The organism is Candidatus Omnitrophota bacterium (assembly GCA_028716245.1).
GTDB lineage: Bacteria > Omnitrophota > Gorgyraeia > Gygaellales > Profunditerraquicolaceae > UBA6249.
Genome location: JAQUQW010000001.1, coordinates 317,579 through 341,564, shown reverse-complemented (window position 1 = coordinate 341,564; position 23,986 = coordinate 317,579). Strand labels below are relative to the sequence as shown.

21 protein-coding genes and 1 tRNA gene are annotated in these 23,986 nt (G+C 42.8%); 2 read left to right on the top strand and 20 right to left on the bottom strand.

All coding sequences use genetic code 11. The features are described from left to right. Positions 1-62: 62 nt before the first annotated feature. Positions 63-1,022 carry a tRNA lysidine(34) synthetase TilS gene (gene tilS / locus PHG87_01860; protein MDD5476945.1) on the bottom strand — a complete coding sequence of 320 codons (960 nt, stop codon included), beginning with the start codon at positions 1,020-1,022 and terminating at the stop codon, positions 63-65. Between the two features lie 110 nt (positions 1,023-1,132). Between tilS and PHG87_01855 the strand changes: the two genes are divergently transcribed. Next, positions 1,133-2,413: a flippase gene (locus PHG87_01855; protein ID MDD5476944.1), complete on the top strand. Its 1,281-nt coding sequence runs from the start codon at positions 1,133-1,135 to the stop codon at positions 2,411-2,413. 12 nt (positions 2,414-2,425) lie between these two features. Here PHG87_01855 and PHG87_01850 read toward each other — a convergent pair whose 3' ends face one another. From PHG87_01850 to gatC, 17 genes are all read right to left on the bottom strand, one after another. After that, a complete protein-coding gene (locus PHG87_01850; protein MDD5476943.1) occupies positions 2,426-2,989 on the bottom strand; it encodes a lytic transglycosylase domain-containing protein in 564 nt (187 codons plus the stop codon). Between the two features lie 295 nt (positions 2,990-3,284). Next, a tRNA-Met gene (locus tag PHG87_01845) sits at positions 3,285-3,361 on the bottom strand. 7 nt (positions 3,362-3,368) lie between these two features. Beyond that, a complete protein-coding gene (locus PHG87_01840; protein MDD5476942.1) occupies positions 3,369-4,166 on the bottom strand; it encodes a dihydropteroate synthase in 798 nt (265 codons plus the stop codon). Positions 4,167-4,168: 2 nt separating this feature from the next. Further along, the gene (locus PHG87_01835) at positions 4,169-5,104 is read right to left on the bottom strand and encodes an acetyl-CoA decarbonylase/synthase complex subunit delta (GenBank protein MDD5476941.1); all 936 of its coding nucleotides are present in this window, start codon (positions 5,102-5,104) and stop codon (positions 4,169-4,171) included. Next, positions 5,089-5,841 carry an AAA family ATPase gene (locus tag PHG87_01830; protein ID MDD5476940.1) on the bottom strand — a complete coding sequence of 251 codons (753 nt, stop codon included), beginning with the start codon at positions 5,839-5,841 and terminating at the stop codon, positions 5,089-5,091. Before PHG87_01830 ends, PHG87_01835 begins: the two co-directional genes overlap by 16 nt. Then, the gene (locus PHG87_01825; protein ID MDD5476939.1) at positions 5,842-7,767 is read right to left on the bottom strand and encodes an ASKHA domain-containing protein; all 1,926 of its coding nucleotides are present in this window, start codon (positions 7,765-7,767) and stop codon (positions 5,842-5,844) included. Further along, a complete protein-coding gene (gene acsC / locus PHG87_01820) occupies positions 7,767-9,098 on the bottom strand; it encodes an acetyl-CoA decarbonylase/synthase complex subunit gamma (protein MDD5476938.1) in 1,332 nt (443 codons plus the stop codon). Before acsC ends, PHG87_01825 begins: the two co-directional genes overlap by 1 nt. A 2-nt stretch (positions 9,099-9,100) precedes the next feature. After that, a complete protein-coding gene (larB, locus tag PHG87_01815; protein ID MDD5476937.1) occupies positions 9,101-9,766 on the bottom strand; it encodes a nickel pincer cofactor biosynthesis protein LarB in 666 nt (221 codons plus the stop codon). A gap of 11 nt (positions 9,767-9,777) precedes the next feature. Further along, complete coding sequence (locus PHG87_01810; GenBank protein ID MDD5476936.1) at positions 9,778-10,089, bottom strand: helix-turn-helix domain-containing protein; 312 nt, start codon at positions 10,087-10,089, stop codon at positions 9,778-9,780. Positions 10,090-10,102: 13 nt separating this feature from the next. Continuing rightward, positions 10,103-10,606 (bottom strand): polymer-forming cytoskeletal protein, encoded by a 504-nt coding sequence (locus tag PHG87_01805; GenBank protein MDD5476935.1) that lies wholly within the window; start codon positions 10,604-10,606, stop codon positions 10,103-10,105. Continuing rightward, the gene (locus PHG87_01800; GenBank protein ID MDD5476934.1) at positions 10,596-11,042 is read right to left on the bottom strand and encodes an MgtC/SapB family protein; all 447 of its coding nucleotides are present in this window, start codon (positions 11,040-11,042) and stop codon (positions 10,596-10,598) included. The genes PHG87_01805 and PHG87_01800 overlap by 11 nt, the downstream gene beginning before the upstream one ends. 105 nt (positions 11,043-11,147) lie before the next feature. Further along, complete coding sequence (tsaD, locus tag PHG87_01795; GenBank protein MDD5476933.1) at positions 11,148-12,131, bottom strand: tRNA (adenosine(37)-N6)-threonylcarbamoyltransferase complex transferase subunit TsaD; 984 nt, start codon at positions 12,129-12,131, stop codon at positions 11,148-11,150. Continuing rightward, the gene (locus tag PHG87_01790) at positions 12,128-12,895 is read right to left on the bottom strand and encodes a divergent polysaccharide deacetylase family protein (GenBank protein MDD5476932.1); all 768 of its coding nucleotides are present in this window, start codon (positions 12,893-12,895) and stop codon (positions 12,128-12,130) included. The genes tsaD and PHG87_01790 overlap by 4 nt, the downstream gene beginning before the upstream one ends. Positions 12,896-12,919: 24 nt before the next feature. Continuing rightward, entirely contained in the window at positions 12,920-14,200 is a 1,281-nt protein-coding gene (locus PHG87_01785; GenBank protein ID MDD5476931.1) for a S41 family peptidase, read from the bottom strand. Continuing rightward, entirely contained in the window at positions 14,200-15,633 is a 1,434-nt protein-coding gene (gene gatB / locus PHG87_01780; protein ID MDD5476930.1) for an Asp-tRNA(Asn)/Glu-tRNA(Gln) amidotransferase subunit GatB, read from the bottom strand. Before gatB ends, PHG87_01785 begins: the two co-directional genes overlap by 1 nt. Continuing rightward, entirely contained in the window at positions 15,630-17,057 is a 1,428-nt protein-coding gene (gene gatA / locus PHG87_01775; protein ID MDD5476929.1) for an Asp-tRNA(Asn)/Glu-tRNA(Gln) amidotransferase subunit GatA, read from the bottom strand. The genes gatB and gatA overlap by 4 nt, the downstream gene beginning before the upstream one ends. A gap of 2 nt (positions 17,058-17,059) precedes the next feature. Continuing rightward, complete coding sequence (gene gatC / locus PHG87_01770) at positions 17,060-17,347, bottom strand: Asp-tRNA(Asn)/Glu-tRNA(Gln) amidotransferase subunit GatC (GenBank protein MDD5476928.1); 288 nt, start codon at positions 17,345-17,347, stop codon at positions 17,060-17,062. A gap of 257 nt (positions 17,348-17,604) precedes the next feature. Here gatC and PHG87_01765 point away from each other — a divergent pair, with 257 nt between their 5' ends. After that, complete coding sequence (locus PHG87_01765) at positions 17,605-20,805, top strand: cellobiose phosphorylase (protein MDD5476927.1); 3,201 nt, start codon at positions 17,605-17,607, stop codon at positions 20,803-20,805. Between the two features lie 68 nt (positions 20,806-20,873). Here the strand turns inward: PHG87_01765 and PHG87_01760 are convergent, their stop codons facing one another. Further along, positions 20,874-23,603 carry a tetratricopeptide repeat protein gene (locus tag PHG87_01760; protein ID MDD5476926.1) on the bottom strand — a complete coding sequence of 910 codons (2,730 nt, stop codon included), beginning with the start codon at positions 23,601-23,603 and terminating at the stop codon, positions 20,874-20,876. Between the two features lie 43 nt (positions 23,604-23,646). Continuing rightward, positions 23,647-23,985, bottom strand: a complete 339-nt coding sequence (locus PHG87_01755) for a hypothetical protein (GenBank protein ID MDD5476925.1) — start codon at positions 23,983-23,985, stop codon at positions 23,647-23,649. Position 23,986: the final 1 nt, after the last annotated feature.

The following is a 23,986-nucleotide window of genomic DNA, read 5'->3' as shown; positions in this document are numbered from 1 at the left end:
ATCAAGGAAAAACTAGGGAACGTTTCTATTTTTCCCCAAAAAACTAGAAACGGTCCCTGATTCTAACGCTTATAAAATCGCAGGTAAGCGCGGGTTTTTTGTACCGAGATTCCTTTAGGCAAATCGACAATTGATCCTTTTGGCCGGCTATTTAGTAAATCCTCTATTTCTTTGATGTGCACAAATCCTATCCGGCGCGTATTCCCCTGAAGATAGCCGATACTCTGCCTGATTTTAAGGCGTAAAATTGCCGGGTGCAATTTAAGGATTTTCTTAATATTGAGATGGCTGGTATTACCTTTTAGGCTGCGCCGGGCGGCCTGATCAAGGTATTCATAATCATAAGAAACACTTTCCGCCAGATTTGCCAAGACGCTAACGATATTTTGATTGTACTTACTTTTTAATAAGGGAATTAAATTGTGGCGGATCTTATTACGCAAGAATACCTCTTCCTTATTCGTTGAATCGATGCGCGGTTTTATTCCCCTGCGTTTTAGATATTTATTAATTTCATAACGGGAAGTTTCCAAAAGCGGACGGATAAAAGTGACCCCATTGATTTTCCGCTGTAAAGATATTCCGCTTAATCCGGATAAACCTGTTCCCCGCAACAGGCGCATTAAGACTGTTTCGGCCTGGTCATCAAGGTTATGCCCCAAAGCAACCTTGTTTACTTTGATTTTCTTTGCGGTTTTAATAAAAAAATCTAACCTTGCGTTTCGGCAAAGCTCCTCAAGAGAGCCTTTTTCCTTAAGGAGCTTGGGGTCAATTTGTTTTATGCTCATGGGGATATTGAGCCGCTTAGCCCATTTCTTTACAAAAAGAGCATCCGCGCCGGAATTTTTCCGTAAGCCGTGATCAAGATGGGCAATATGTAAAGCCAATCCCAATTTTGATTTTAGGTTAAAGAGTTGCAAAAGCAGGGTCAGTGAATCCGGCCCGCCGGAAACTCCAACCAGGATTTTATCGCCTTTTTGGATCAGGTTGTATTTTTTGATTGTTTCCTTGAATTTATTCATAAAACTTATTTTACCATAGAAAATAGGGACAGCGACCATTTTTTTTAAAAAAATGGTCGCTGTCCCTATTAAAAATATTGACTTTATGGATCTTAAAGTGTAAATTATGGATGATGGTGCGTAAAAAAATCGTAACACATAAAGAAAGAAAAATCGTCCTGGGAAATTTCATTTCCCTGACCACCCTTCAAGGTATCAGCTATATCCTTCCTTTAGTCGTCCTTCCCTATCTTATCCGGGTAATTGGAATGGAAAAATTCGGCCTGATCGCTTTTGCCCAGAGCCTGGTGCAATATTTCCTGATTTTAACCGACTACGGTTTCAGCCTTTCAGCGACTAAAACAATCGCGCTTATCGGAGAACATAAGGAAAAGACCAGCAAGGTATTTTCATCGGTAATGACCGTAAAACTGATATTCGCGGGATTGAGCTTTATAATCCTCTGCGCGATCCTCTATTTTGTGCCTAGATTCAGGAATGATTGGTTGGTTTATACTTTAAGCTTCGGCGCCGTAATCGGCAGCACTTTATTTCCAGTCTGGTTTTTTCAGGGCAAAGAAAAAATGAGCTATATTGCCACAGTTAACGTGATCAGCGGTATAGTATACGCAATTTGTATTTTTGTTTTTATAAAGGGCCCCGGTGATTTCCTTTTGGTGCCGTTATTAAACTCTCTGCTATCCATAATCAGCGGAATTCTTGGCCTCTATATCGCTTTTAGGAAATTCCGCCTGGAATTTGTTTTCCTGAAATATGTTCATATAAAACAAGAACTTAAAACCGGCTGGGATATTTTTATTTCTATCCTGGCGGTTAACGCCTATACGACTACCCGGGTTTTTGCGGTGGGGTTACTTACCAATAACGTGATTACCGGATACTATTCTATTGCCGAAAGGATCGCCAATATTATCCAGACCTTCCCCATGGATTCATTTACCCGGGCGGTATTCCCCAGGATCAGCAATGTGTTCGCGAAAAATAAACAGCGGGCGGTAGCGATAATGTTTCGGATCCAGGACGGCATAACCTTAGGCTTTGTAGTCAGCCTGCCGATTGCCTATTTTATCGCTCCCTGGATTATCCAGATTACCTGCGGGGTTGCTTATAAAGAAGTAGTGCTTGCTTTAAGATTGCTGTTGGCTGCGGTATTTTTTGTCGGCGCGAATAACTTTAAGGTACAGTTTTTGCTTGTCTGCGGTAAACAGGATTTATACGCTAAGATTCATGTTGCCGCCGCGCTTATCGGTTTGCCGCTGATATTCATACTTATACATCAATTCTCTTACGTGGGGGCAGCATTAGCTACGGTCTTCACTGAGGCAGGTGTATTTATTCTTACTTCACTGATTATTGAAAAACTCGCCAAAGAAATCTCAAGTAGTAGTTAAGATTCAGCCGGTTTAATCGCTGGCTTGGGCCAATTTTTTAACCTTCGATACGTAATTTTTGACTACACGGGGGGCGTTATGTATGCCGTTTTTTTCCAGGTTGTTGGGCCCCCAGACATAAGCGGCAAGTAAATTATCCAGGGTTACCGGAATGCGTTTTGCTTTTAAAATCTTCTGCAGGTGGTAAAGATAGTCTGTTCCGGCTTCTCTGGCTACCTGCGATTTACACATATCCTCCCAAAAGTTAAGATTAGCGTATTTAGAGCCGTAATGTTTACGCAATTCTCTCCAGGCAATCGGCGTAATCTGGGTAAGCCCCCTGGCTTTGGTGTAGTGGTTGTATGCGCTGGGGTTATTTGAGCTTTCTACCTGAATAAGAGCTTCGAGCAATTCCGGCGTAACCTCGATGGTCGCATATCCAGGCGCAGCCGGCAGTATTGCCTTGTAATCTATAAAGGCAAAAGACAGCTGGTAAATAAAGATAGAGACAAAGAAAATAGGCAGTATCAGCAAAACTAACTTAGACACTTTTATAAAGTGTTTAGTAATTTGCGACAATAATAGGGTTTTTTGCATACACGCTCTCCTTGCGCTATTTATTTTGTATTGCTGAGTGTAAAAGCACATTAAAAGGAATATAACATATCCTGGAGGGCTTTTCAAGTGGGGGGTGAATTTATCTTTTTTGAGGATTATAACTTATTGTACTGCAAAAAGTTATAAGTTAATTTATATTGATTTTTTATGGTTCCTTCCCTATTGGGTCCTAACCACAGGCCAAACGAGAGAGTTTATGTTGATAGATAGTGTGACACAGTTAGGTATTTAATTTTACTGCTGAGATTTACTTCAAAACACAATCGCTAAAAAATGGTGGCGGAGAGTGGATTTAAACCACCGACCAAGCGGGTATGAGCCGCGTGCTCTATCAGGCTGAGCTACTCCGCCAAATCTATCACTTTTTTCTGTAAGCCTCTAGATACGAATTACAGTAAATATTTTTATTCAAAATAAGCTCTGCGGTAATCAAGCTGTCCATCAGCTCTTTATCTTCAGGATTAAGTATAGCAGAATCCAAGCCATACGCAACTGCCATTGTTAAAAATGTGCGGTTGATCAGGCTATGTGTATTATGAGTGTGCGTGCCCTGGGAAACATTGCTTAAGCCCAGAATGGTCTTGGGGCTTGGCTCGGAGATTATCTTGAATTCGCGGATAGATTCTAAAATATCAATCATTTGCCCCTGAGCGACATTAATCGGCAACAGTATCGGGTCTAAATAAAGATCTTCGATGGGGAATTCATTTTCTTGGCAATAGGCGACGATTATTGCCGCTAATTCCACGCGCTGGTCTTTGTTTTGGGGGATTCCTTTTAAGTTGATAGTGATCCCGATTAATTTGGAATTATACTGTTTGGCTAAAGGAACAAGAATGTCCAGCTTTTCCGGATCCGCTGTGGTAGAATTGATAATTGTTTTATTCCTGGCGGCTTTTAAGCCTTCTTTAATGGCCTCAGGCTTACTGGAATCAAGGCTCAGCGGTTTATCGGTTACCTCTTGAATTATTTCAACCAGCCAGGGCATATCCAATAATGGTTTAGCCGAAGCCGGACCGCAGTTGACATCGAGGGCATCGGCGCCGCAGTCAACCTGTTGGAGCGCGTATTTTTGCACTATTTTCTTATCGCGCTCTTTAATTGCCAGAGCAATTTCCGGATACATCCCATTAATCAGTTCACCAATAACAAGCATACTTATCCTCGATATAATGTTTCAATGAAATTGTGCACTTTCTGCACTGCTTTGGGGTGGCGCATAACCAAAAGATCCGCTCCCGATTGAATGAGGCTGGTGGCAGTAATTGTCTCCCACATAATTCCCTGTTCCAGGCTGACTTTGGCTTCTTTAGTCCTCCAGGCCTCCTGCCCCACAAAACAAATAAACGGTGAAGCTAGGGTTTTATCGCCGGATAGAGCGGCCAATCTTGCCCGTTCCATAATCGAGTAGGCATATTCAAGGCCATAGCCCAATGCTCCGATAGTCGGATTAATCACGATGCGCTCTAAGCTTAATCCCATATCGGAAATCAATATATTCAATTGTTTGGCAATATTGATATCGATGGGGCTTTCGGCAATAATGCTGTGGCCGTCGGCTAATCCGCTGGCAACTAAGGTTTTATAATTATCCTGTGCCGCGCAGCCAATCAAACAGCGTTCTTTCTTAGCCGCTTCTGAAACTACAGGCATAACCAGGTTATCCTTGGTATCGTCGCCGCTTCCGATAATTATTAAAGGGAGTTTGACCTTATTTAATAAAGCCGAGACGAATTTAGCTGACTCCTGAGGAGTTTTGTTGCCGCAATCAGGATGCGTTCCCTGCAATTTTAGGCAGAGTATTTCCGCTTTAAACTCATTGACGCATTTTTCCGCCCAGGCAAAAGGATCATTTACCGCTTTTCCGTAGGCAGAAATTAACTCCTCCTGCCAGTCTTGCGGGGCAATGTCCCAGATTTCAAAAGCGATTTTGGGTTTATTGGGAAGATCCCCTTCTTTAAATAACAAAGGCAAACTGTTTTGTCCGCCGATCTTTACGGTATTTGCCCGGGAACCTCCTTCATCTTTGGTGGCCCCGATGATTACGGTGGAGATAATTCCCGGCCATTTCTCGAGCACTAATTGCGTTCCCATATTTGCTCTCCCAGTAAATTAAGCGCCTTAAATACCGGCGCGTTTGATTTCAATTCAAAAATTGATTTTCCTTCAAGGCTTAAATTTTCGATTTCCAGATCATTGGGCAGATTGCCTAAATAATTCAGGCCGGTTGCCTTGATTTTTTCATTATCGATGTTTTTGTTAAAACGGTTAATCAAAAGAAAACTTTTTTTTACTTCAAATTTCAGCTGCTTTACTAAGTCGATGATTCTTTTGGCCGACTTTAAGCCGACGCTGGAGGCATCTGAAACAACAATGAGTATGTCGGCAAAGCGAGTGGTGCGCCGGGACAAATGCTCTAACCCGGCCTCATTATCGATTACGATGTAATCGTAGTCATGAATCAGCTTGGTGATTACTCCGCGCAGGACATTATTGACGTAACAATAACAACCCGGGCCTTCCGGCTTACCCATGCTTAAGATGTCAAAACCTTGCTCTTCCTGGATTGCCGATTGCACTTGATGCTGAATAAAACGCTCCTTGGTCATACCGGTTGGAACTTTATCCGGGTCAGTGCATATAAGATCAAGTATTTTACCGATGCTCTCCTCGGATTTTACCCCCAGCGCCTCCCCTAAATTACTATTCGGGTCAGCATCAATAGCTAAAACCGAACCCAATTTTTTTTCTTTAATCAAACGGATAATTAAAGCGCTCAGCGTGGTTTTTCCGGTCCCGCCTTTTCCGGCTAGCGCGATGATTTTACCCATTTAAAATTTCACCGTTGGGAATTTGGTTAAATCCGTATGCGGAAAGAATAAAGCCTGGCTATACTCCTCCATATATCCGGGTTCAACCGATAATTCAAAATAAGTGATTTTCGAGGCAAGATTATCCCCCATCTCCATCGCTTGGCTTGATAAAAGTATCTCTCTTGCCCCTGCCAGGGAACTGTTCCCGATAAAAACAAACTTTGCGCGTTCCAAATCCGGTAATAACCCTATCCTGATTGCTTTTTCAATGTCCAGGTAGGTTCCAAACCCTCCGGCAATATAAAACTTATGGATTGCCGCAAATTCCAAACCCAAATGTTTAACTAAAATCGAGGTGGCTGAATATATCGCTCCTTTAGAGCGTTTAAGGTTTTCAATGTCGGCTTCGTTAATCACAATATCCGAGCCGGCAGCGGTTTCTTCTTTAAAACAAACCACAAATTCATAACCAAGATCGGTTTGGCGGATACGCCGATGGTTTTGGGCTTTGATTTTTCCGCTCTTATCAATTATCCTTGCCTCTAGCATTTCACTGAGCAGGTCGATATAACCCGAGCCGCAAATCCCCTTGGGTTTTTTATCCTGGATCACGGAATATTTAACATTAAAATCTTTTCTATCGATGCGCACTTTTTGGATCGCCCCGCTGCTTGCCCGCATCCCGCTGGTGACCCCGCTGCCTTCAAAAGCCGGGCCGGCGGATGCCGCGCAGGCAACCAGGAATTCTTGATTACCTAAAACAATTTCCCCGTTTGTGCCAATATCAATTAATATGCAGGGTTTTTCTTTTTGGTATAACCCGCTGGATAGAACTCCGGCGGTAGTATCCCCGCCGACGAAACTAGAGACCCCCGAAACGCAAGCCAGCAGGCCTCTGGGGTTAATATTTATTCCGGCTTCTGCGGCCCGCACTACCGGCAGGAAGTTTGCCGTCGGAACATACGGTTCCCTGTGGATATGGGAAGGATCCATATTTAAAAGCAGATGTATCATTGTAGTGTTCCCCGAGCAGACAATGCAGTTAACCGTGTTTAAATCCACCTTGTGTTCTAAAACCAGGTCTTTGATAATCTGGTTTATTGTGTCGCAAACGGCATTATGCAACTGTTCCAAGCCATCGCTTTTTGCCGCGTGAATTATGCGCGTAATTACATCGCTGCCGAAAGCCGCCTGTTGATTATAAGCGGCTTTTGTTCCCAGGATTTTTTTTGAATTTAGATTTACCAGTTGGCCGGAAATTGTAGTTGTGCCGATATCAAAACAAAGCCCGAAGTTCTTCTGCGTTGTATCGCCGGGCTCAATGAGCACGATCTCAACCGTATTATTGCGTTTACCCAGCGTTACGGTAACTTTCCATTCATAATCGCGCAATAATTCACCCAGCTGGCGGATATTAAATAAGCCGGCCTGGATTACGGGAAATTCTTCAAAATTCCTCAGGGCCCGGTATAGCCTTTCCAGATCGCTGATACTGTCATTAATCGTCGGTTTAGGCAGTTCAAGATATAATTTTGTGGCAAATGGAGAATGCTTAAAAACCCGGTCTTCAAATTTTGCTTTTACCGGAGAGATCTCTTCTGCTTTTGAATAAAACCCGTTTAAACGCTCCTCTAATTCTTCAGGAGTAAGCTTATCAAAATTAAGCCGTGAACTATCGGGAACCTGGACCTCTAAGTCTCCATGGACATTTGTCAGGCAGGCTAAATAGATATTATTCTTGCGTTCCTCGGGAGTAATTATCCCATTGGGCTGGCTGGTAACCTGTCCTTTTACGACAACTTTGCACCTTCCGCAAATCCCATCTCCGCCGCAGGTAGAATTGATATAGACTCCTGCCGAGATTGCCGCCGAAAGTACGGTTGAGTCTTTATCGACAGAAACAGTTTTATTATCCGGTAAGAATGTAACTTTGAATTTTTGCATCAGTTTAGGTTTTTTAGAAACGCAGGGATCCCCGCCGCTTCTTTAGGGCCGACGATTATTTCAAAACCCGACTTGTCCGCAAGGTCGCCGCTGATTATCGCCACATACCCTGGGATAATCAAATTCTTGTGTTTGATCGCGTTTTTAACGCCATGGTCAGCCAGGGATTTAGTGATACATTCGGCGTTGAATTTTTCTGCGGCCCAGGCGGTAAGCACAGACATGCCTTGAGTATCCACGCTTAAAATATAAGCCGGTATTTTGCTGGCCTCCACTTCTCCTAAAACAGTAAAATAGCTTAAGGAAAAGTTAGTCGTGATTAAAACCGGGGAATCCGGATTGACTTGCCCTATCGGATAAAGCTTGGATTCGATCTGCAGGGGTTTCTGCGGGTCGGTATAAATATTCTGCCTTAAGGTCAAAATAGAGATGATTTCCCAGGCCGCGGTGCCTTTGATCAAAACAATCCCGGCGTATTTAGCGATATAAGCGGTTGCCTCGACAGCTTCTTCGTAAGGATCGGTTTTATCGACGATCGCCAAAGCAGGATATCCCAATGTCCGGTTGGATTTTTTAAGCGCCTGGCGGCGTAATTGCGTTAAGTCCCAGATTTTATCAGTCACGGATTTCTTCCCGGTATCTAAAATCAGGTTATGTACCCCTAAGGCGTTAAGTTCTTTGGTAAGTTCAGAGAGATTATCAAAATTCTGCGCGGTTGCTACCAGCGGCAGCCCAAACTCTTTGGCAATCGCTCCAATTTGGGCGAAATTATCCTTGGTGGCGCAATAAAGCAGGGGTTTACGGTCTTTGGCGATTTCCGCTGCCTGCCTTAAAGCTGCTAAGTCGCCGCTCATCAACATTAGCGGTAAAGGAGTATTGTCCAGGAACAATTTAGTCGCCTCAAGAAAACTTTTAGCGTCCTTATTTTGTTTTAAAGCCAACAGATTAACTTCCAGCAGCTGGCCTACCCGTTCAAATTTTAACTGATTGATTTCTTTAAGCCTGGCTTTTATTTCCGCCTCACTTAGATTATCTTCGATAATAAAACCGATTCCTGCCGGATTACGGAATTTTTCTTCATGCCTGAACATTACTGTTTCATTGCCGACCTCAAAATTTGATTCCTTATTGCCTAAAATAATTGGTTTAATCGGAGGCTGGGCTTGCGCCTCTAAAATCATTTTAGCTTCCGGCGAAATAAAAGGGCATTTTTCAATTGTGACCGCTTTTTTAGCCAGCTGCATGGCAAAAGCCAGGCAAGTAGCAAATCCGCACTGGCGGCAGTTTGTTTTAGGTAATAACTTATAAATATCTAAACCCGATAACGCCATGATTATCCCCTGTTGATCAAACTGGCAAAATAACCCGCCCCGAACCCGTTATCTATATTTACCACTGTGACCCCCGGCGAGCATCCGTTTAACATCGTCAGCAGCGCGGCCAGACCGGAAAAACTGGAGCCATAGCCGCAGCTGGTCGGAACCGCGATAATCGGCGCCTTGACCAACCCGCTGACTAAACTTGGTAAAGCCCCTTCCATTCCCGCCACAACAATGATTACCTGAGCTAGTTTTAATTTCTCAATATTATCCATCAGGCGGTGTACGCCGGCTACGCCGACATCGTATAATCTTTCAACGCGATTACCCATAATTTCCAAGGTTTGCGCCGCTTCTTCAGCTATAGGAATGTCGCTGGTGCCCGCGGAAACCACTAAAATCGAACCTCTAGAGAGGATTTTAGGTTTTGCTAAGAGATAGCCGATTTTTGCCAGAGGGTTATATTTTAACGCGGGAATAACTTTCTTTAAAAAAGAAAACGTGGCTTTGTCCAGCTTGGTTAACAACAGGTCTTGTTTGGACTTAGTTATTTTTTTGGCAATTTCTTTTAAGTGCGCCCGGTCCTTACCCGGACAATAAATAACTTCGGCAAACCCTTTACGTTTTATTCTATCGATGTCAAACTTGGCAAACCCTAAATCGCAAAAACCTTTTTTCACAGACATTTAAACTATAGGCCCCGGTAAACAAGATATCCTAAAAGGATTATAAGAATTGCGGCCAGGATATAGAAATCGTGGAAATAGAAAAAATCGGAAATCTTGCTGCCAAAACCTGCGGATTCCTGTTTGAGCGCGTTTGGGTGCAGGTGATGCTGGGTTTTTTTATACTGCTCAACCTGTTCTTTTTTAAACCTTAAGTATACGCCTCCTATTTTATAACCGGGAATCGTTCCGTTTTCAGTTAGATCTAAAACATCCTTCTCCGATATGCCCAGTATAATCGAGACATCCCTGACTGTCAGCATTTTTTCTTCGCTCATTTTTATCGTAAGTTTATTTTCCTATTTTACCCGCAGCCACCCAGCTGTCTATGGCTTTACGTTCGAATTTCCAATCATCATTCTCTTTATTCGCCGGGACCTTTCCCGAATTAGCCCACTCCATGATCGAGCTTAATTCTACTTCCAGGTATTTTGCCAGCTGCTCGGAGTTAAGAAAATCATGGAGCATCGAACATTGGCCTTCAAGAATAGCGCCTTCGGCAACATTAAGTTTTGCCGGATAAATATGGCCCTCAACTACGGCTTGCGGCAAGAGAGTCAGCCGTTCGCGGGCGGTAATTTTACCTTTAACCTTGCCTCCGATAATAATATTATCCCCGATAATATCGGCATTAATTATGGCGGTAGGTCCGACCGTAAGGTTGCCGCGGGTATCCAGATTTCCTTCGAATTTTCCATTAATACGCAGATTAACCGGATCTTTGAAGCTTAAAGTCCCCTGCATTGCCGCGTCCACATCCAGAGTTTTTTCCTCCAGTTTCTTTTTAAATGCCATGTTTATCCTCCTTGGTGAGCGATCCTTCCACGTAACGCAAGAAATGCAAAACGATTAATACCAAAATTGTGGTATAGATTGCTACTTTATTAAAACCGATTCCTACCGCTAAACCAATGCCGGCAACTACCCATAAACTGGCAGCGGTAGTCAGCCCCCGGATCCGTTCAGGTTCACGGATTATGGCGCCAGCGCCCAGAAATCCAATACCGGTGATTACCCCGGCGGCAATACGGGCCGGATCCAGCGAAGCACTGTCTTTATATATATCAAAAACATATATAGATGTCAACATTATAAGACATGAACCTAAAGCTACCAGTATATGCGTGCGCAAGCCGGCATCCCTGCGGTGGACCTGCCGCTCAAGGCCAATTAATCCGCTTAAGGTTAAAGTCAATAATAAACGCGTAACCATTTCTAAATCAGTAGGCATTTTCTCCTCCTTGCGCAGAAAGCGCACACCCGCGCAATTTGCGCTACTTAGCGCACACCTACACAATACCTCTTAGCGTCGGGTGTCTTTAGCGCGGGGTATTAGTTAGTTAAATTCCATATTCAGGTTAAGACTGCTTCTCAAACCTTGTTTATAGAGATAATCCGCTAGGCCGGCAACCATAGCCGCATTATCCAGGCATAAATTGATGCTTGGAAAAAAACAATTAATCCCGTTTTTTTTAGAGCTCTGCGCGAATTTTTGACGCAAACAACTGTTGGCAACTACGCCTCCGCCAATTAAAAGATTTTTAACACCTTTACGTTTGCAGGCAAGGAGCGATTTTCTGATCAAAGCATTGACTGCGCTTTCCTGGAAAGAAGCAGCCAGATCCTTTTTTATTTTTTTTCCTGCTTTTTTATCCTTTAAATAATATAAGACCGCGGTTTTTATGCCGCTAAAACTAAAATCCAGCTCATTGTCCGTCCCGCAGCAGGCAAACTTAATTTTACGGCCATCTGCGCCCTTGGCTAATTTTTCAATCAGCGGGCCTCCGGGATAACCCATTCCCATAATTTTTGCCACTTTATCAAAAGCTTCGCCGCAGGCATCATCGCAAGTTTGCCCCAAGATTTTAATTTTACTGAAATCTTCTATATAAAAAAGAGTTGTGTGGCCGCCGGAAACAACTAAAGCTACGCAGGGCGTTTTGATATTATGATGACAAAGCAGATTGGCATAAACATGGCTATGGATGTGATTAATGCCCAGTATCGGCCTGTCCAAACTTAATGCCAATGCTTTAGCAAAAGAAATCCCCACCAGCAGTGATCCCGGCAATCCGGGGCCGGCGGTTACGGATATCAAATCTATTTGCTCCGGTCTTATCTTGGCGATCTTAATTGCTTCAGAGAAAACTCCGGCGATGCTTTCCAGCTGCATACGCGAGGCAATCTCCGGAACTACTCCACCGTGTTTACTGTGTATCTTGAGGCTGCTGGCAACTACGTTAGACAGGATTTTCTTCCCGTCCCTGACTACGGCAACCCCGGTCTCATCGCAAGAACTCTCAACCCCTAAGACAATCATCTAGCTATCTCCGAAACAAAAACAAATTTATAGCCTTCTTTTTTCATTGTTGGAAGCATTTCATTTAATACCGTTAAAGTGTTTTTACGATCATGGCCGATAGCAATTACAGTTTTTTGCCTTCTGGCCAGGTTCATTAATTTCATCAACTGGTCTCTTATATATACCGGATCATCCTGATTATCCAGAAATACATCTCTTCTGGCGAATCTTACTTTTATCTTTGCGGAAATTTCCCGGCAGACGGATTTAGCGGTTACAAAACTATCCAGGAAATATAGCTTACGTTTTTTTACTTCGGCCATTACTATTGCGCTGATCTTTCTATCCTCGGTAATCCGTGATCCCATGTGGTTAGAAATTCCTTTGGCAAAGATAACCGAGGCTAAATCTTTATCCAGGATATCATGAATCTGGCCGGCATCCATAACGGAGGTGATGGTATTGCTTTCCAACCTGATTTTTTCTTTAGGCTCCATTGGCAGGTGGAGGATTATTTCAAAACCAAAACCATTCAATTTTTGGGCGACAAGGCTTGAATTTTTTAAGTTCGGTAAAATCGCGCAGGTCAAAGGCACCTTTATTTTTTTGATGATTGCCAGATTATCCAAATGATAACCCCAATCATCAATTACGATGGCGATTCTTGCCTTTGCAAAGACTTTCTTGCCCGGCACTTTTTTATAAATCGGTGTCAGAATAAGGGCAATGAATAAAAGTAAAACTAAAATTACCGCGATAACAATCAGAGGCTTATTTTTCATTGACCGCAATATTTACAGATACTTTTACAACTTTGACTGTTTATAAATTACTATGGCTTTTAAGGTATTCAGAGCGCGAATCAACTGGAGATCATCCTTATAATTAAAAACCTCTCCTATCGGCTTATTTTTAGGCTGTTTACTTTCAATCTCATTAAATAGTTCATTTGGTTTCTTAACTTTTGCATCCTGGTCTTTAAGAAGATCCGGCTCTTTATTCTCTTCCACCAGAATATCCGGAGTAACCCCTTTACCATTAATAATCTTACCGGATGGCGTAAAATAGTGGCTGGTAGTCAGGCGTAAGGCTGAACCATCCCCCAGAGGTATAACGGTCTGAACCGAGCCCTTGCCAAAAGATTTAGTTCCGATAATTATGGCGCGTTTATAATCCTGAAGGGCCCCGGCCATAATTTCGCTGCCGGAAGCTGAGCCTCCATTAATCAGGATCACCATAGGTAAATCTAAAAGCGCGTTTTTGGCGTCAGAATAAAACTCCAGATTCTGCTCTTTATGCCTGCCTTTGGTATTAACAATCATTTTATTGGGTGCGATGAACCGGCCGGTGATTTTCACCGCGACATCCAGAAGCCCTCCGGGATTATTACGCAAGTCTATTATTAAACCCTGCATTCCCTGTTTGACAAGAGAACTTAAAGCATTATTGAATTCCTGCAAGGTATTTTCGCGGAATTCAATCAAACGGATATAACCGATCCCATCCTCCAAAATACGCGCATATTTTATATCTTCAATTTTAATGACTGCCCTGGTAATTTTAAAATCCAGGAGTTTATTTTCGGAATCCCGCAATATCGTAAGATTAACTGTTTCTCCGGGCGCACCGCGCATCTTCTTAACCGCGTCGGTAAGGGTCATCTCGCGGGTCAAGGCATCATTGATCTTTACAATATGGTCGCCAGCTTTTATTCCCGCTTTCCAGGCAGGGGTATCTTCAATCGGGGTAATTATGGTGAGCAAACCGTCTTTGATGGTAATTTCAATGCCCAGACCGCCGAATTTTCCTTCGGTATCCACCTTTAATTCATTGTAAGTATCCGGATCCATAAATTGGCTGTGCGGATCAAGGGAAGAAAGCATGCCTTTTAATGAACCATAAATCAAATCTTTGGGTTTTGTATCATCAACATATTCCTTTTGGATAATTGCCAGGGTATCGGAAAATAGTTCCACCTGTTTGTACAGCGCATCGTTATTTTTATTCTTGTTGTCGGAAAAAGAGATCCTGGTACCGATAAGCACAAGAACAATAAATAAAAACCCAATGAATATTTTTTTATGCATCAAGACAGCCTCCTCTTTATCAGATCTGTGACCACCTTAGGATTAGCCTTACCGGCACTCTTTTTCATCACCTGTCCGACTAAGAACATCAGCGCGTTTGTTTTTCCCGCGCTGTAATCACTCACCGACTTAGGGTTTTCATTAATGACTTCCTGCACAATTATCTCAAGACTGCCTGTATCTGAAATCTGCGCCAGGTTTTTTTCGGTTATTATTGCCCTTGCCGTGTTCCCGGTTGCGAACATCTCTTCTAAAACAATTTTACCGGTAAGATTAGAAATAATTTGTTTTTTTTCAACCAGTTCAACCAATTCGACAAGATTTTTTGATTGGATGTATTCTTGTTTGGCTTGATCGGCAAGATTGGATATAACAGATGTAAACGGGCCAATCAACCAATTCGCAATCGGCTTTTTGTCTTTATCCGGGAAAATCTTCATGCACTCTTCTGCGTAGTCGGCGAATTTCTTGGAAGAAGTTAAAATTTTAGCGTCATATTCGGATAACGCATACTCCTGCATAAACCGCCGCATTTTTTCCTGAGGCAATTCCGGCAGTCCGGCTTTTATTCGGGAAATCATCGGCGCATCGATGATAAAAACTGCCAGGTCCGGATCAGGAAAATACCGGTAATCTTTTGCCCCTTCTTTGCTGCGCATAGATACGGTCAGTCCTTTCTGCGCGTCCCAAAGCCGGGTTTCCTGCTGCCAACTTTGCCCTGATTGTAGCAATTCCGTCTGACGCTTGACTTCAAAAGTTAAAGCATCCTTAACCCCTTTAAAAGAGTTCATGTTTTTTAATTCCGTTTTGACCCCTAATTCCTTGGCGCCTTGCGGCCGCAAAGATATATTGGCATCGCAGCGCAAAGAGCCCTTTTCCATATCGCAATCAGATACATCCAGGTATTCAAGGATGCTTTTTAAACTGCTCAAATAATCAAAAGCTTCCTGGGGGCTGTTTAAATCCGGTTCACTGACAATTTCAAGCAGGGGGATTCCGGTGCGGTTAAAATCTACCAGGCTGGAATCCGCTTCGTGGATAAGCTTGCCGGCATCCTCCTCTAAATGTATCCTGGTAATGCCGATACGCTTGGGCTGATGATCCTGGTCGAAAATAATCAGCTGGCCGTTGCGCGATAAAGGCAAGTCGAATTGCGAAATCTGGTAGTTCTTCGGTAAATCCGGATAAAAATAATTTTTGCGGTCAAATTTCGTGTGTTCCTGTATCTGGCAATTAAAAGCCAAAGCCACTTTGATTGCCGAATTTAACGCCTCCTTATTATAAACCGGAAGCGATCCGGGGAATCCCAGGCATACCGGACAAGTGCCGGAATTAGGGGCTTTTCCAAAATCAATGGCGCAACCGCAGAACGCTTTGGTTTTAGTTTTTAATTGCAGGTGGACTTCTAAACCGATGACTGTCTGGTAGTTCATAATTTTGGTTTAAGTTTATGCCATTGCGTGTTCTGTTCAAAAGCATGTGCTACCCTGAAAAGCATCTCTTCATCAAATGGCTTGGCCATAATCTGCAGGCCTACGGGTAAGCCTTTTTTGGTAAACCCGCAGGGAACAGATATTGCCGGAATTCCGGCCAGGTTTACTGATATGGTATAGATATCAGAAAGATACATTTTTAGGGGATCCTCTGTTCTTTCGCCGATTTTAAAAGCCGCAGTCGGAGATACCGGAGCAACGATACAGTCGAAATCGCTAAAGGCCCGGTCAAAATCCTGCTTGATCAATGTCCGCACTTTTAAAGCCCGTAAATAATAGGCGTCATAATATCCATGCGACAAGACAAATGTACCTAAAAGTATCCTGCGCTTGGCCTCATCTCCAAAACCCTGGGCGCGGGTTAACTTATACATCTGGATTAAATTATCCGACTTTGCCCGGTATCCGTATTGGACACCGTCAAACCTTGCCAGGTTTGAGCTGGCTTCGGCAGTAGCAACAATATAATAAACCGGCACCGCGTACTCTGTGTGCGGCAATGAAACCGGCCTGGAAACAGCGCCCAAGCTTTTAAGTTTATTAATAGCTTCTTCGATAACGGCTTTAACCTCCTGGTCTATGCCTTCAACAAAATACTCTTTGGGTATGCCGATCTTTAAACCCTTAATATCATTAGTCAGGCTTTGCGTGTAATCCGGAACATCCAGATTAACCGATGTTGAATCATTAGGATCGTAACCGGAAATAATTTTAGTCAGGATTGCCGCGTCTTCCACATCTTTAGTAATCGGCCCGATTTGATCAAGGCTGGAAGCAAAAGCGATTAACCCGAAACGTGAAACGCGGCCATAAGTAGGTTTTAACCCTACCACACCGCAGAAAGATGCCGGCTGGCGGATTGATCCGCCCGTATCCGAGCCTAAAGCCCAGATCGCTTCATCGCTGGCCACGGCAGCCGCTGAACCTCCGGAAGAACCTCCGGGCACAGATGCTAAATTCCAGGGATTGGCCGTGGGCCCGAAAAATGAATTTTCCGTTGATGAACCAAAAGCGAATTCATCCATATTCGCTTTTAGAGGAAAGATCCCGGCCCCGGATTTTTTTAATTTGGCAATAACCGTGGCATCATATGGCGGACGAAAATCTTTGAGGATTTTTGAGCAACATTCGGTTTTTAGCCCCTCGGTGCAGATATTATCCTTAATGGTAATCGGCAAACCCTTGAGTGCACCCGGTGAGCTAAAAATTGTCTGCCTGTCAACTTCGGCCCTGACGTAGGCCTTAACCAGGCTTTCAGTCTTTTGAATGCGGCCATAAAGAGAATCATAAAGGGCTTCCGGGGTAGCCTTTTTACTTGCGAGTTTATCCAATAATTCGTGGGCAGTCAGCTGATTTAATTCCATGATTATTCGATTATCTTTGGGACACTAAAGAAGCTCCCTTTTTTGCTCGGTGCATTTTCCAGAGCTTTTTCCGGGGATAAAGAAGCGCGGGGCGTATCCTCCCGCAACACATTGCTGATTGGTAAGATATGGCTTGTAGGGTTAACCCTGTCTATATTCAAATTACTTATTTTATCGATGAAACCCAGTATGCCATCCAACTGTCCGGATAATTTTTCTAACTCATTAGGCTGCAATTCGATACGCGATAAATGCGCGATATGTTTAACCGTTTCTTGATCTATTGGCATCAGAACCTCCTTGCCCACAAGGGCACACCCGCATTATAATCCGCCACGAGGCGGATACTGGCGCAATTCAATTAAACGCCAGGTAGCGCGGGGTGTTATTTCTTAATATTCTAACACCCTTTTATTAAAAGTCAACATCCTGGATTCCATCAAACGACCCTATTTCCTAACCAATCGGGAAATAGGGTCGTATTAACATCTTGAGATTGACAAATCCATTAAAATGTGTAAAATACTACTAATTAACTTAAACCAAAATGGAAATAAAATCTAAGCAAGCAAAAGTAAAGTATTATTTAAATAAACAGGGCGAATTTGTTATCCAAAATTACAATTACGCCAAACCTTTCGCTAACTTTTTTCCGGGGATTGCCGGAAAATACGGGATCCCCATGTGGGTCTTCTACGTTAACCGCGGCCAGTGTATCAGCAGCTTCGGCACCAAGGATAAAGACCAGTCGATTTTAGAATTCTTTCCGGCGAATAAATCCTGGCAGTTTGTTTCTGCCCAAGGATTCCGCACCTTCATTAAAATTAAATCCGCAAAAAAACTTCTCTATTACGAGCCGTTTCACAACGGCTGCCTGAATTTAAAGTACCAGATAACCAACTCTATGCGTATAGATTCGGATAAACTCATTTTGGAAGAAGAAAACCGGACATTAGGGATAAAAACACGCGTAGAATATTTTAATATTCCTAATGATACCTACGCCGGCTTAAGCCGGACCGTTTCTATTGAAAATACGTCGCCTAAACCCAGGTCCATGGAGATTATTGACGGTCTGCCGCAGATTGTCCCTTTTGGCACGAACAATTTTTTCCTGAAGAAACTCGGCCGCACTATCGAAGCCTGGATGAATACCGATAACCTGAATAATGATGTCCCTTTTTATAAATTAGCAGTTGACCCTTCGGACCGGCCGGAGGTAGTGCATATTGAGCACGGGAATTTTTATATGGGTTTTCATTTTAATGGTACCAAATCCCAACTTATCCGGCCAATAGTCGACCCTGAAGCTGTTTTTGGGGCAGTAACCGATTTCTCTTACCCTGCCCAATTCCTGGCCAAGCATAAATTTCAATATCCTGCCCAGCAAATGACCAAAAGTAAAACTCCCAGCGCTTTGCTTTTAATGAGCCTTGAGCTGGGGGCCAAAGAGCAAAAAACATTTTATTCGGTAATCGGCCAGGTCCGCGACACCAAAACTTTAAATAGTTCGGTTGGAAAAATTATGAAATTCGGTTACATAGAAACCAAAATGAAGGAAAGTTCCAAACTAATCCGGGAATTAAAAGATGATATTTTAACTCAAAGCAGCTCTAAAGCTTTTGATTTATACGCCGGACAGACTTACCTGGATAACATTATGCGCGGCGGCTACCCGGAAGTTTTTAAATCCGGGGTGGTTTTTTATCTTTATTCACGTAAACACGGTGACCTGGAAAGGGATTACAATAAGTTTGTGCTCCAGCCGACTTATTTTTCCCAAGGCAACGGTAATTACCGCGATACAAACCAAAACCGGCGCAATGATCCCTGGTTTAATCCTGAGATAAACGATGAAAATATTGTCTTCTTCATGAATCTAATCCAGGCTGACGGTTTTAATCCCCTGATCGTAAAAGGCGAAAGTTTCCTGCTCAAAGACAACCTGGATCTTTACAGGCTGCTGGCAGCCGTGGCTGAAAAAAATGATATCGATAAACTTAGCGCCTTTTTTAAAAAAACCTTCACCCCAGGTGAGTTAATTATCTTTATTGAAGATAATAAAATAAAACTTAAATGTTCTTATGATGATTTTCTAAATCTGATACTCTCTTCCGCGCTAAAATCACAGGAAGCTGAGCATGCTGAAGGCTTTTGGACTGACCACTGGACCTATAACCTGGACTTAATCGACAGTTACCTGGGGATTTACCCTGAAAGATTTAATGAATTATTCTTTCACCGAAAAGTTTTTTCCTTCTATGATAACGCCGAATTAGTCAGGCCGCGCAGCGAAAGATACGTCCTTTATAACGGCCTGCCGCGCCAATTGCACTCCCTTGTGCTTGATGCCACCAAAAAAGAAATACTGCGCAAACGTTTGGATAATCCGCATCTTTTAAGGGCACAGTCCGGCAGCGGCCAAATCTATTACACTACCCTTATCGCTAAACTTCTGTGCCTGGCGGCGAATAAATTGGCCTCCCTTGACCCTTTTGGTACCGGTATCGAGATGGAAGCCAATAAACCTAACTGGTTTGATTCTCTTAACGGGCTGCCGGCGCTTTTGGGTTCCTCCAGTTGTGAAACCTTTGAACTAAAACGCCTGCTTAAGATGATCAAAGGGGCGTTAGAAAATTCAAAGATTAATGAAATTGAACTTGCCGATGAAATCTCTAATTTTATCGAGGGGCTCTCTCTCTTGTTCTCTGAGGATGATTTTACTTATTGGGATAAGAGCAATGCGCTAAAAGAAACATACCGTTCTAATATACGCCTTGGTTTTTCCGGGATTTCGGTAAATTTGGCCGTTGCCAAGCTTATTAGTTTTGTGGACGCGGCATTAAAGAAAGTTGAGTTGGGATTAAGCAAAGCTTTTAACAGCAGGCAAGGGATTTATAATTCATATTTTATTAATGAGATTACCGAATATGATTTGATTGATGATCACCGTATAAAACCGAAAAAATTTACCCAAAAAACAGTCCCTCTCTTTCTTGAAGGCCAAATGCATGCCTTAAGGCTTACCGAAGACAAAAAACATCTCTTGTCTTTGCATAAATCAACCAAGAAAAGCGCGCTTTTTGATAAAAAACTTAGAATGTATAAAGTGACTTCCAACCTTGGTTCTATGCCGGAAGAAATCGGCAGATGTCGGGTATTCACTCCCGGTTGGCTGGAAAATGAATCCATCTGGCTGCATATGGAGTATAAATATATCCTGGAGCTGCTTAAAGGCGGGTTGATTGATGAATTTTACGCGGAATTTAAAAACGTGCTCATCCCTTTCCAGGACCCGCAAAGATACGGGCGCAGCATACTTGAAAATTCCTCTTTTCTGGTAAGCAGCGTGTTTGCCGATAAAAAATTGCACGGAAACGGATTTGTCGCCAGGCTCTCCGGCTCAACCGCGGAATTCCTGAATATCTGGTTGATCATGAATGCCGGGGCCTGCCCATTTTCTTTAGATAATAACGGAGAGCTTAATTTAACATTTAAACCAAACCTGGCCGGCTGGTTATTCGATAGGAATGGAAAATATGCTTTTAATTTCTTAAGCCAAATCCGGGTAACTTACCATAATCCGAAAAGAAAAAATACTTTTGGAAAAAACGCGGCAAAAATTTCCAAAATAATCATTTTTGAAAACGATCACCCTATAGAAATAAAATCCGCAACGCTTGGCCCGCTTTATGCCCAAAAAGTAAGATCACGCCAAATTAAGCAAATCGATATTTATCTTGAATAAAAACTAGGGACCGTTTCTATTTTTTTTGTTACATAGTTCTGAAAGAAAAATAGAAGCGCTCCCTAGTTTTAAAACTTTCTGCGGTAATAGGCGCGCAAGATATGCGCAGTATCAATGGTGAGGGAGGTGCCTCCGTAAGGATCAAGGGAAAAGTTACCTAAATTACTGGTATTGCCCTCTCCGTATTGCAGGATAAATTCATCATCCCTGGAAGGCAGATATCTAAATTCACCGAAGAAATTATGGTGGCCAAGCGGGTTAGTGTTGCCGGCAACCAGCCGGTCAGTATCCTGCCACCGGGAGTAAGTATATTTTAAAGCCATTCCGAACTTCTTAGTTGGCATATAAGTCATTTCAATGCCAACATGGTTCATCCCATCCGAGTTTTGGGCGGCACTCTCGAATTGATTACGCGTATAATCAAGGTAAAGCTCCAGGTTATTAATCGGCATTATTCTTAGGCCGGTCTTAAAAACATTATAATATTCGTATGGGGCTTGAGGAAACCCGCCTTGGCTATAAAGAAACGGCTGTTTAAATGAGTAAAGGTTATCATTTTGATGAAATCTACCGAATAAATTGGTATCGTCGCGTAAAGTATTGGCCGGAAAACCATCATAAGCCAGATAATAATCATTGGTGCGTTCGTAAATACCGTTTAAACTTAACCAATCAAAGAAATCATAATTAAGGCCAAAGGATCCGGTGATAATCGACGGGTTATTCCCATCGGGGACAGCGGCATTGAGAAAAAAATTACCGGTATTGCCGTCATAGATAAACGGATCGGTCCCGCCAAGGGTACGCGGAAGTTTCTGGTAAATACCCAGAATTTTGGCGCTTAATTTATCCGTAACTCCTACCGTTGCTTCATCGCGCACCACATTCTCGATAAATTTACCGTTAACATTATGGACATTGCGTACGTCGAAAAGGTTATAGACTTTATCTTTCAGGGATGATTCAACGCGAAAACCAATGGTATTTCTGCCGGCATCAATGCCATCACCAATCCGTGTTGAATTAAGCTCCCCCCAATTAGTAGTAGAATCGTATAATCCTGCGGAATAATAATCCATTGGTTTACGAAAATGAATATGCCTTGACCAAAAGGTATCCTGGCGGGTTTCATGGTAACTGGAAAGAGAAGAATCAAATCCGCGGTCCATCCTGCTTAAGTAAAATTTGGATTTCAGCAGGTAATCTTCATCTTTATCCAAAGCTATCTCATCGTAACCGTATTTTAAATCCATTAAACTTTTCTGGGGGTAACGGCTGATAAATGAAAAATAATAGGCGTTGCCGCGGGCCTGTGTCTTAAAAACGGAATTACTCATATCATAAAAAGATTGGGAGGATAAAACTTCAGCCTGTGCTTTTAATCCTTCGGTCATTTCATAACCAATATCTACTCCGCCAACATAATTCTGGCTGTCTAGCTTCTGGTTAGGTTCAGTGATAAAGCCCGTGCGGCTGGTAAAGGTTGCCCCAGCCATAAAATTATCAGTGAAATAATGTTTAAGACGGCTGGCATTAATCACGTTATCCGCTTGTCCGTAATCCTGCCAGAGATGCTTAGGAGTGGCAAAGGTTGTATCGAATGAAGATTTTTCATCCGGTAAAAAGCTAAAAGAAAAGCCCCTTAAAGCCGTAAGGTATTTGCCGGTAGAATCTTTGGTCAGAAATGAAAGGGAATCATCCCAAATGCCTTTGGTAAAATCAACGGGAGTGTTTCCGGAATGGGCCGCTCCGGGGGTATAACTACGCAGCCAGCTGCTATCCTTCCACCAGATATGGTGATTGCTGATTCCCATAGGATCATCGGAACTGTAAGCCTGATCCTGCAGGCCCATGGGGAAAGCGCGGAATTTTATCTGGTCATTTGCGTAATCCATCCATAATTCACGCACCGGCTGAAACTGGCGCTGGATCTTCATGCTCGGGATATTAAAGCCATTAATCGTGGTCGCGGTAGTTTTTTCATCAACAACCTTTAGCTCCGGAATATTAAGAGTGGTTCCTTTCAGCGCCCCGTAAACAGTGTGATTTACCACAAGCCCGGTGTTTGACCAATATAATAATTCTACTTCGGCGGGGTCTCCACCGTTGGTAATGGTAGTTTTACTGCTCTTACCGGTAAAACTCCAGGGGTCAACCGTAAGATTGGAATGAAGATTGAAGCCTTCTTTATTTTCCGTATCTAAATTAACAGCTAAGCCATCGTAGATCCGGGGATCAAAAGTATTGAACCGGTTATTAAAACCCGCCTCTGAACTCATCCGCCAGCTTTTCGATTTTTCATTTAAATCAAAATTAGCCCTTTTCCAGATAAAATCATCGGCAGTTACGCCAAAGCTTAATTGCATCTGTCCGCTTATGGTAAGCGGCCCGGCCTTTATTCCTTTGCTCTCTTTTTTTGAGGCAGTATTGGGTTCCATCTTAAGCATCGCCTCATCCATAGCCTGTTCTTTACTCATATATTTTTTGGGTTCAGTTGAATTGTTAGCTTCTAAGACAGGAGCGCTTACGGGGGCCATATTTTCAGAAGAAGAATTCAAGTTTTGATTAAAAATTTTATTAATATACAATTTGGCAGTTTCATTGGCAGGATCCGCCAGAAGGGCCTTATGAAATTCGGAAAGGGCATCGTCAACCTTGCCTAAAGAATAGAAAGTTTTACCCAATTCACAAAGATAATCTGCCGCCTGGCTTTGGGCAAAAACCAAACCAGCCGATAAAGATAAAAGCGCCAAACTTGCTAGCGCTCTGCCACTGTATTTGAATAATAGCTTTTTCATATTGCTATTATTATATACAACTTGAAATTTATGTCAACAAAAATCAGCTGATTTGTCCGCTTAATTTTTCCGAGGCGGTAAGCTCAACGCTTAAGGTGTGGACGAATGCAATATGCAGTAATTTTCCCTTGTTTTCCGCCAGAAGGCCCCCCTTTATCTTGCAAAAGAAATGCTCCCGCTTCTGTTTGGTATTCCTTTCTTTTAAGACATAAAGATAAGGCTGTTGTTTTTCCGCTTTTTCGTTTTCTAATTGCTTTACCATACAGGCAAAATGCCGGCGCACCACGCTGTGGATGCCTTCTTTATCAGTTACCTCTGAACTGGTAATGATTTTACGGCTGCGGTCGGAAGAAGTTAGGTTTTTGTAAAGCAGAGCCTGCATA

What these genes read in the sequence shown, in the direction of transcription:
- tilS (MDD5476945.1), bottom strand. Translation starts at nt 1,022, where the DNA reads ATGAATAAATTCAAGGAAACAATCAAAAAATACAACCTGATCCAAAAA.
- PHG87_01855 (MDD5476944.1), top strand. Translation starts at nt 1,133, where the DNA reads ATGATGGTGCGTAAAAAAATCGTAACACATAAAGAAAGAAAAATCGTC.
- PHG87_01850 (MDD5476943.1), bottom strand. Translation starts at nt 2,989, where the DNA reads ATGCAAAAAACCCTATTATTGTCGCAAATTACTAAACACTTTATAAAA.
- PHG87_01840 (MDD5476942.1), bottom strand. Translation starts at nt 4,166, where the DNA reads ATGCTTGTTATTGGTGAACTGATTAATGGGATGTATCCGGAAATTGCT.
- PHG87_01835 (MDD5476941.1), bottom strand. Translation starts at nt 5,104, where the DNA reads ATGGGAACGCAATTAGTGCTCGAGAAATGGCCGGGAATTATCTCCACC.
- PHG87_01830 (MDD5476940.1), bottom strand. Translation starts at nt 5,841, where the DNA reads ATGGGTAAAATCATCGCGCTAGCCGGAAAAGGCGGGACCGGAAAAACC.
- PHG87_01825 (MDD5476939.1), bottom strand. Translation starts at nt 7,767, where the DNA reads ATGCAAAAATTCAAAGTTACATTCTTACCGGATAATAAAACTGTTTCT.
- acsC (MDD5476938.1), bottom strand. Translation starts at nt 9,098, where the DNA reads ATGGCGTTATCGGGTTTAGATATTTATAAGTTATTACCTAAAACAAAC.
- PHG87_01810 (MDD5476936.1), bottom strand. Translation starts at nt 10,089, where the DNA reads ATGAGCGAAGAAAAAATGCTGACAGTCAGGGATGTCTCGATTATACTG.
- PHG87_01805 (MDD5476935.1), bottom strand. Translation starts at nt 10,606, where the DNA reads ATGGCATTTAAAAAGAAACTGGAGGAAAAAACTCTGGATGTGGACGCG.
- PHG87_01800 (MDD5476934.1), bottom strand. Translation starts at nt 11,042, where the DNA reads ATGCCTACTGATTTAGAAATGGTTACGCGTTTATTATTGACTTTAACC.
- tsaD (MDD5476933.1), bottom strand. Translation starts at nt 12,131, where the DNA reads ATGATTGTCTTAGGGGTTGAGAGTTCTTGCGATGAGACCGGGGTTGCC.
- PHG87_01790 (MDD5476932.1), bottom strand. Translation starts at nt 12,895, where the DNA reads ATGAAAAATAAGCCTCTGATTGTTATCGCGGTAATTTTAGTTTTACTT.
- PHG87_01785 (MDD5476931.1), bottom strand. Translation starts at nt 14,200, where the DNA reads ATGCATAAAAAAATATTCATTGGGTTTTTATTTATTGTTCTTGTGCTT.
- gatB (MDD5476930.1), bottom strand. Translation starts at nt 15,633, where the DNA reads ATGAACTACCAGACAGTCATCGGTTTAGAAGTCCACCTGCAATTAAAA.
- gatA (MDD5476929.1), bottom strand. Translation starts at nt 17,057, where the DNA reads ATGGAATTAAATCAGCTGACTGCCCACGAATTATTGGATAAACTCGCA.
- gatC (MDD5476928.1), bottom strand. Translation starts at nt 17,347, where the DNA reads ATGCCAATAGATCAAGAAACGGTTAAACATATCGCGCATTTATCGCGT.
- PHG87_01765 (MDD5476927.1), top strand. Translation starts at nt 17,605, where the DNA reads ATGGAAATAAAATCTAAGCAAGCAAAAGTAAAGTATTATTTAAATAAA.
- PHG87_01760 (MDD5476926.1), bottom strand. Translation starts at nt 23,603, where the DNA reads ATGAAAAAGCTATTATTCAAATACAGTGGCAGAGCGCTAGCAAGTTTG.
- PHG87_01755 (MDD5476925.1), bottom strand. Translation starts at nt 23,985, where the DNA reads ATGCAGGCTCTGCTTTACAAAAACCTAACTTCTTCCGACCGCAGCCGT.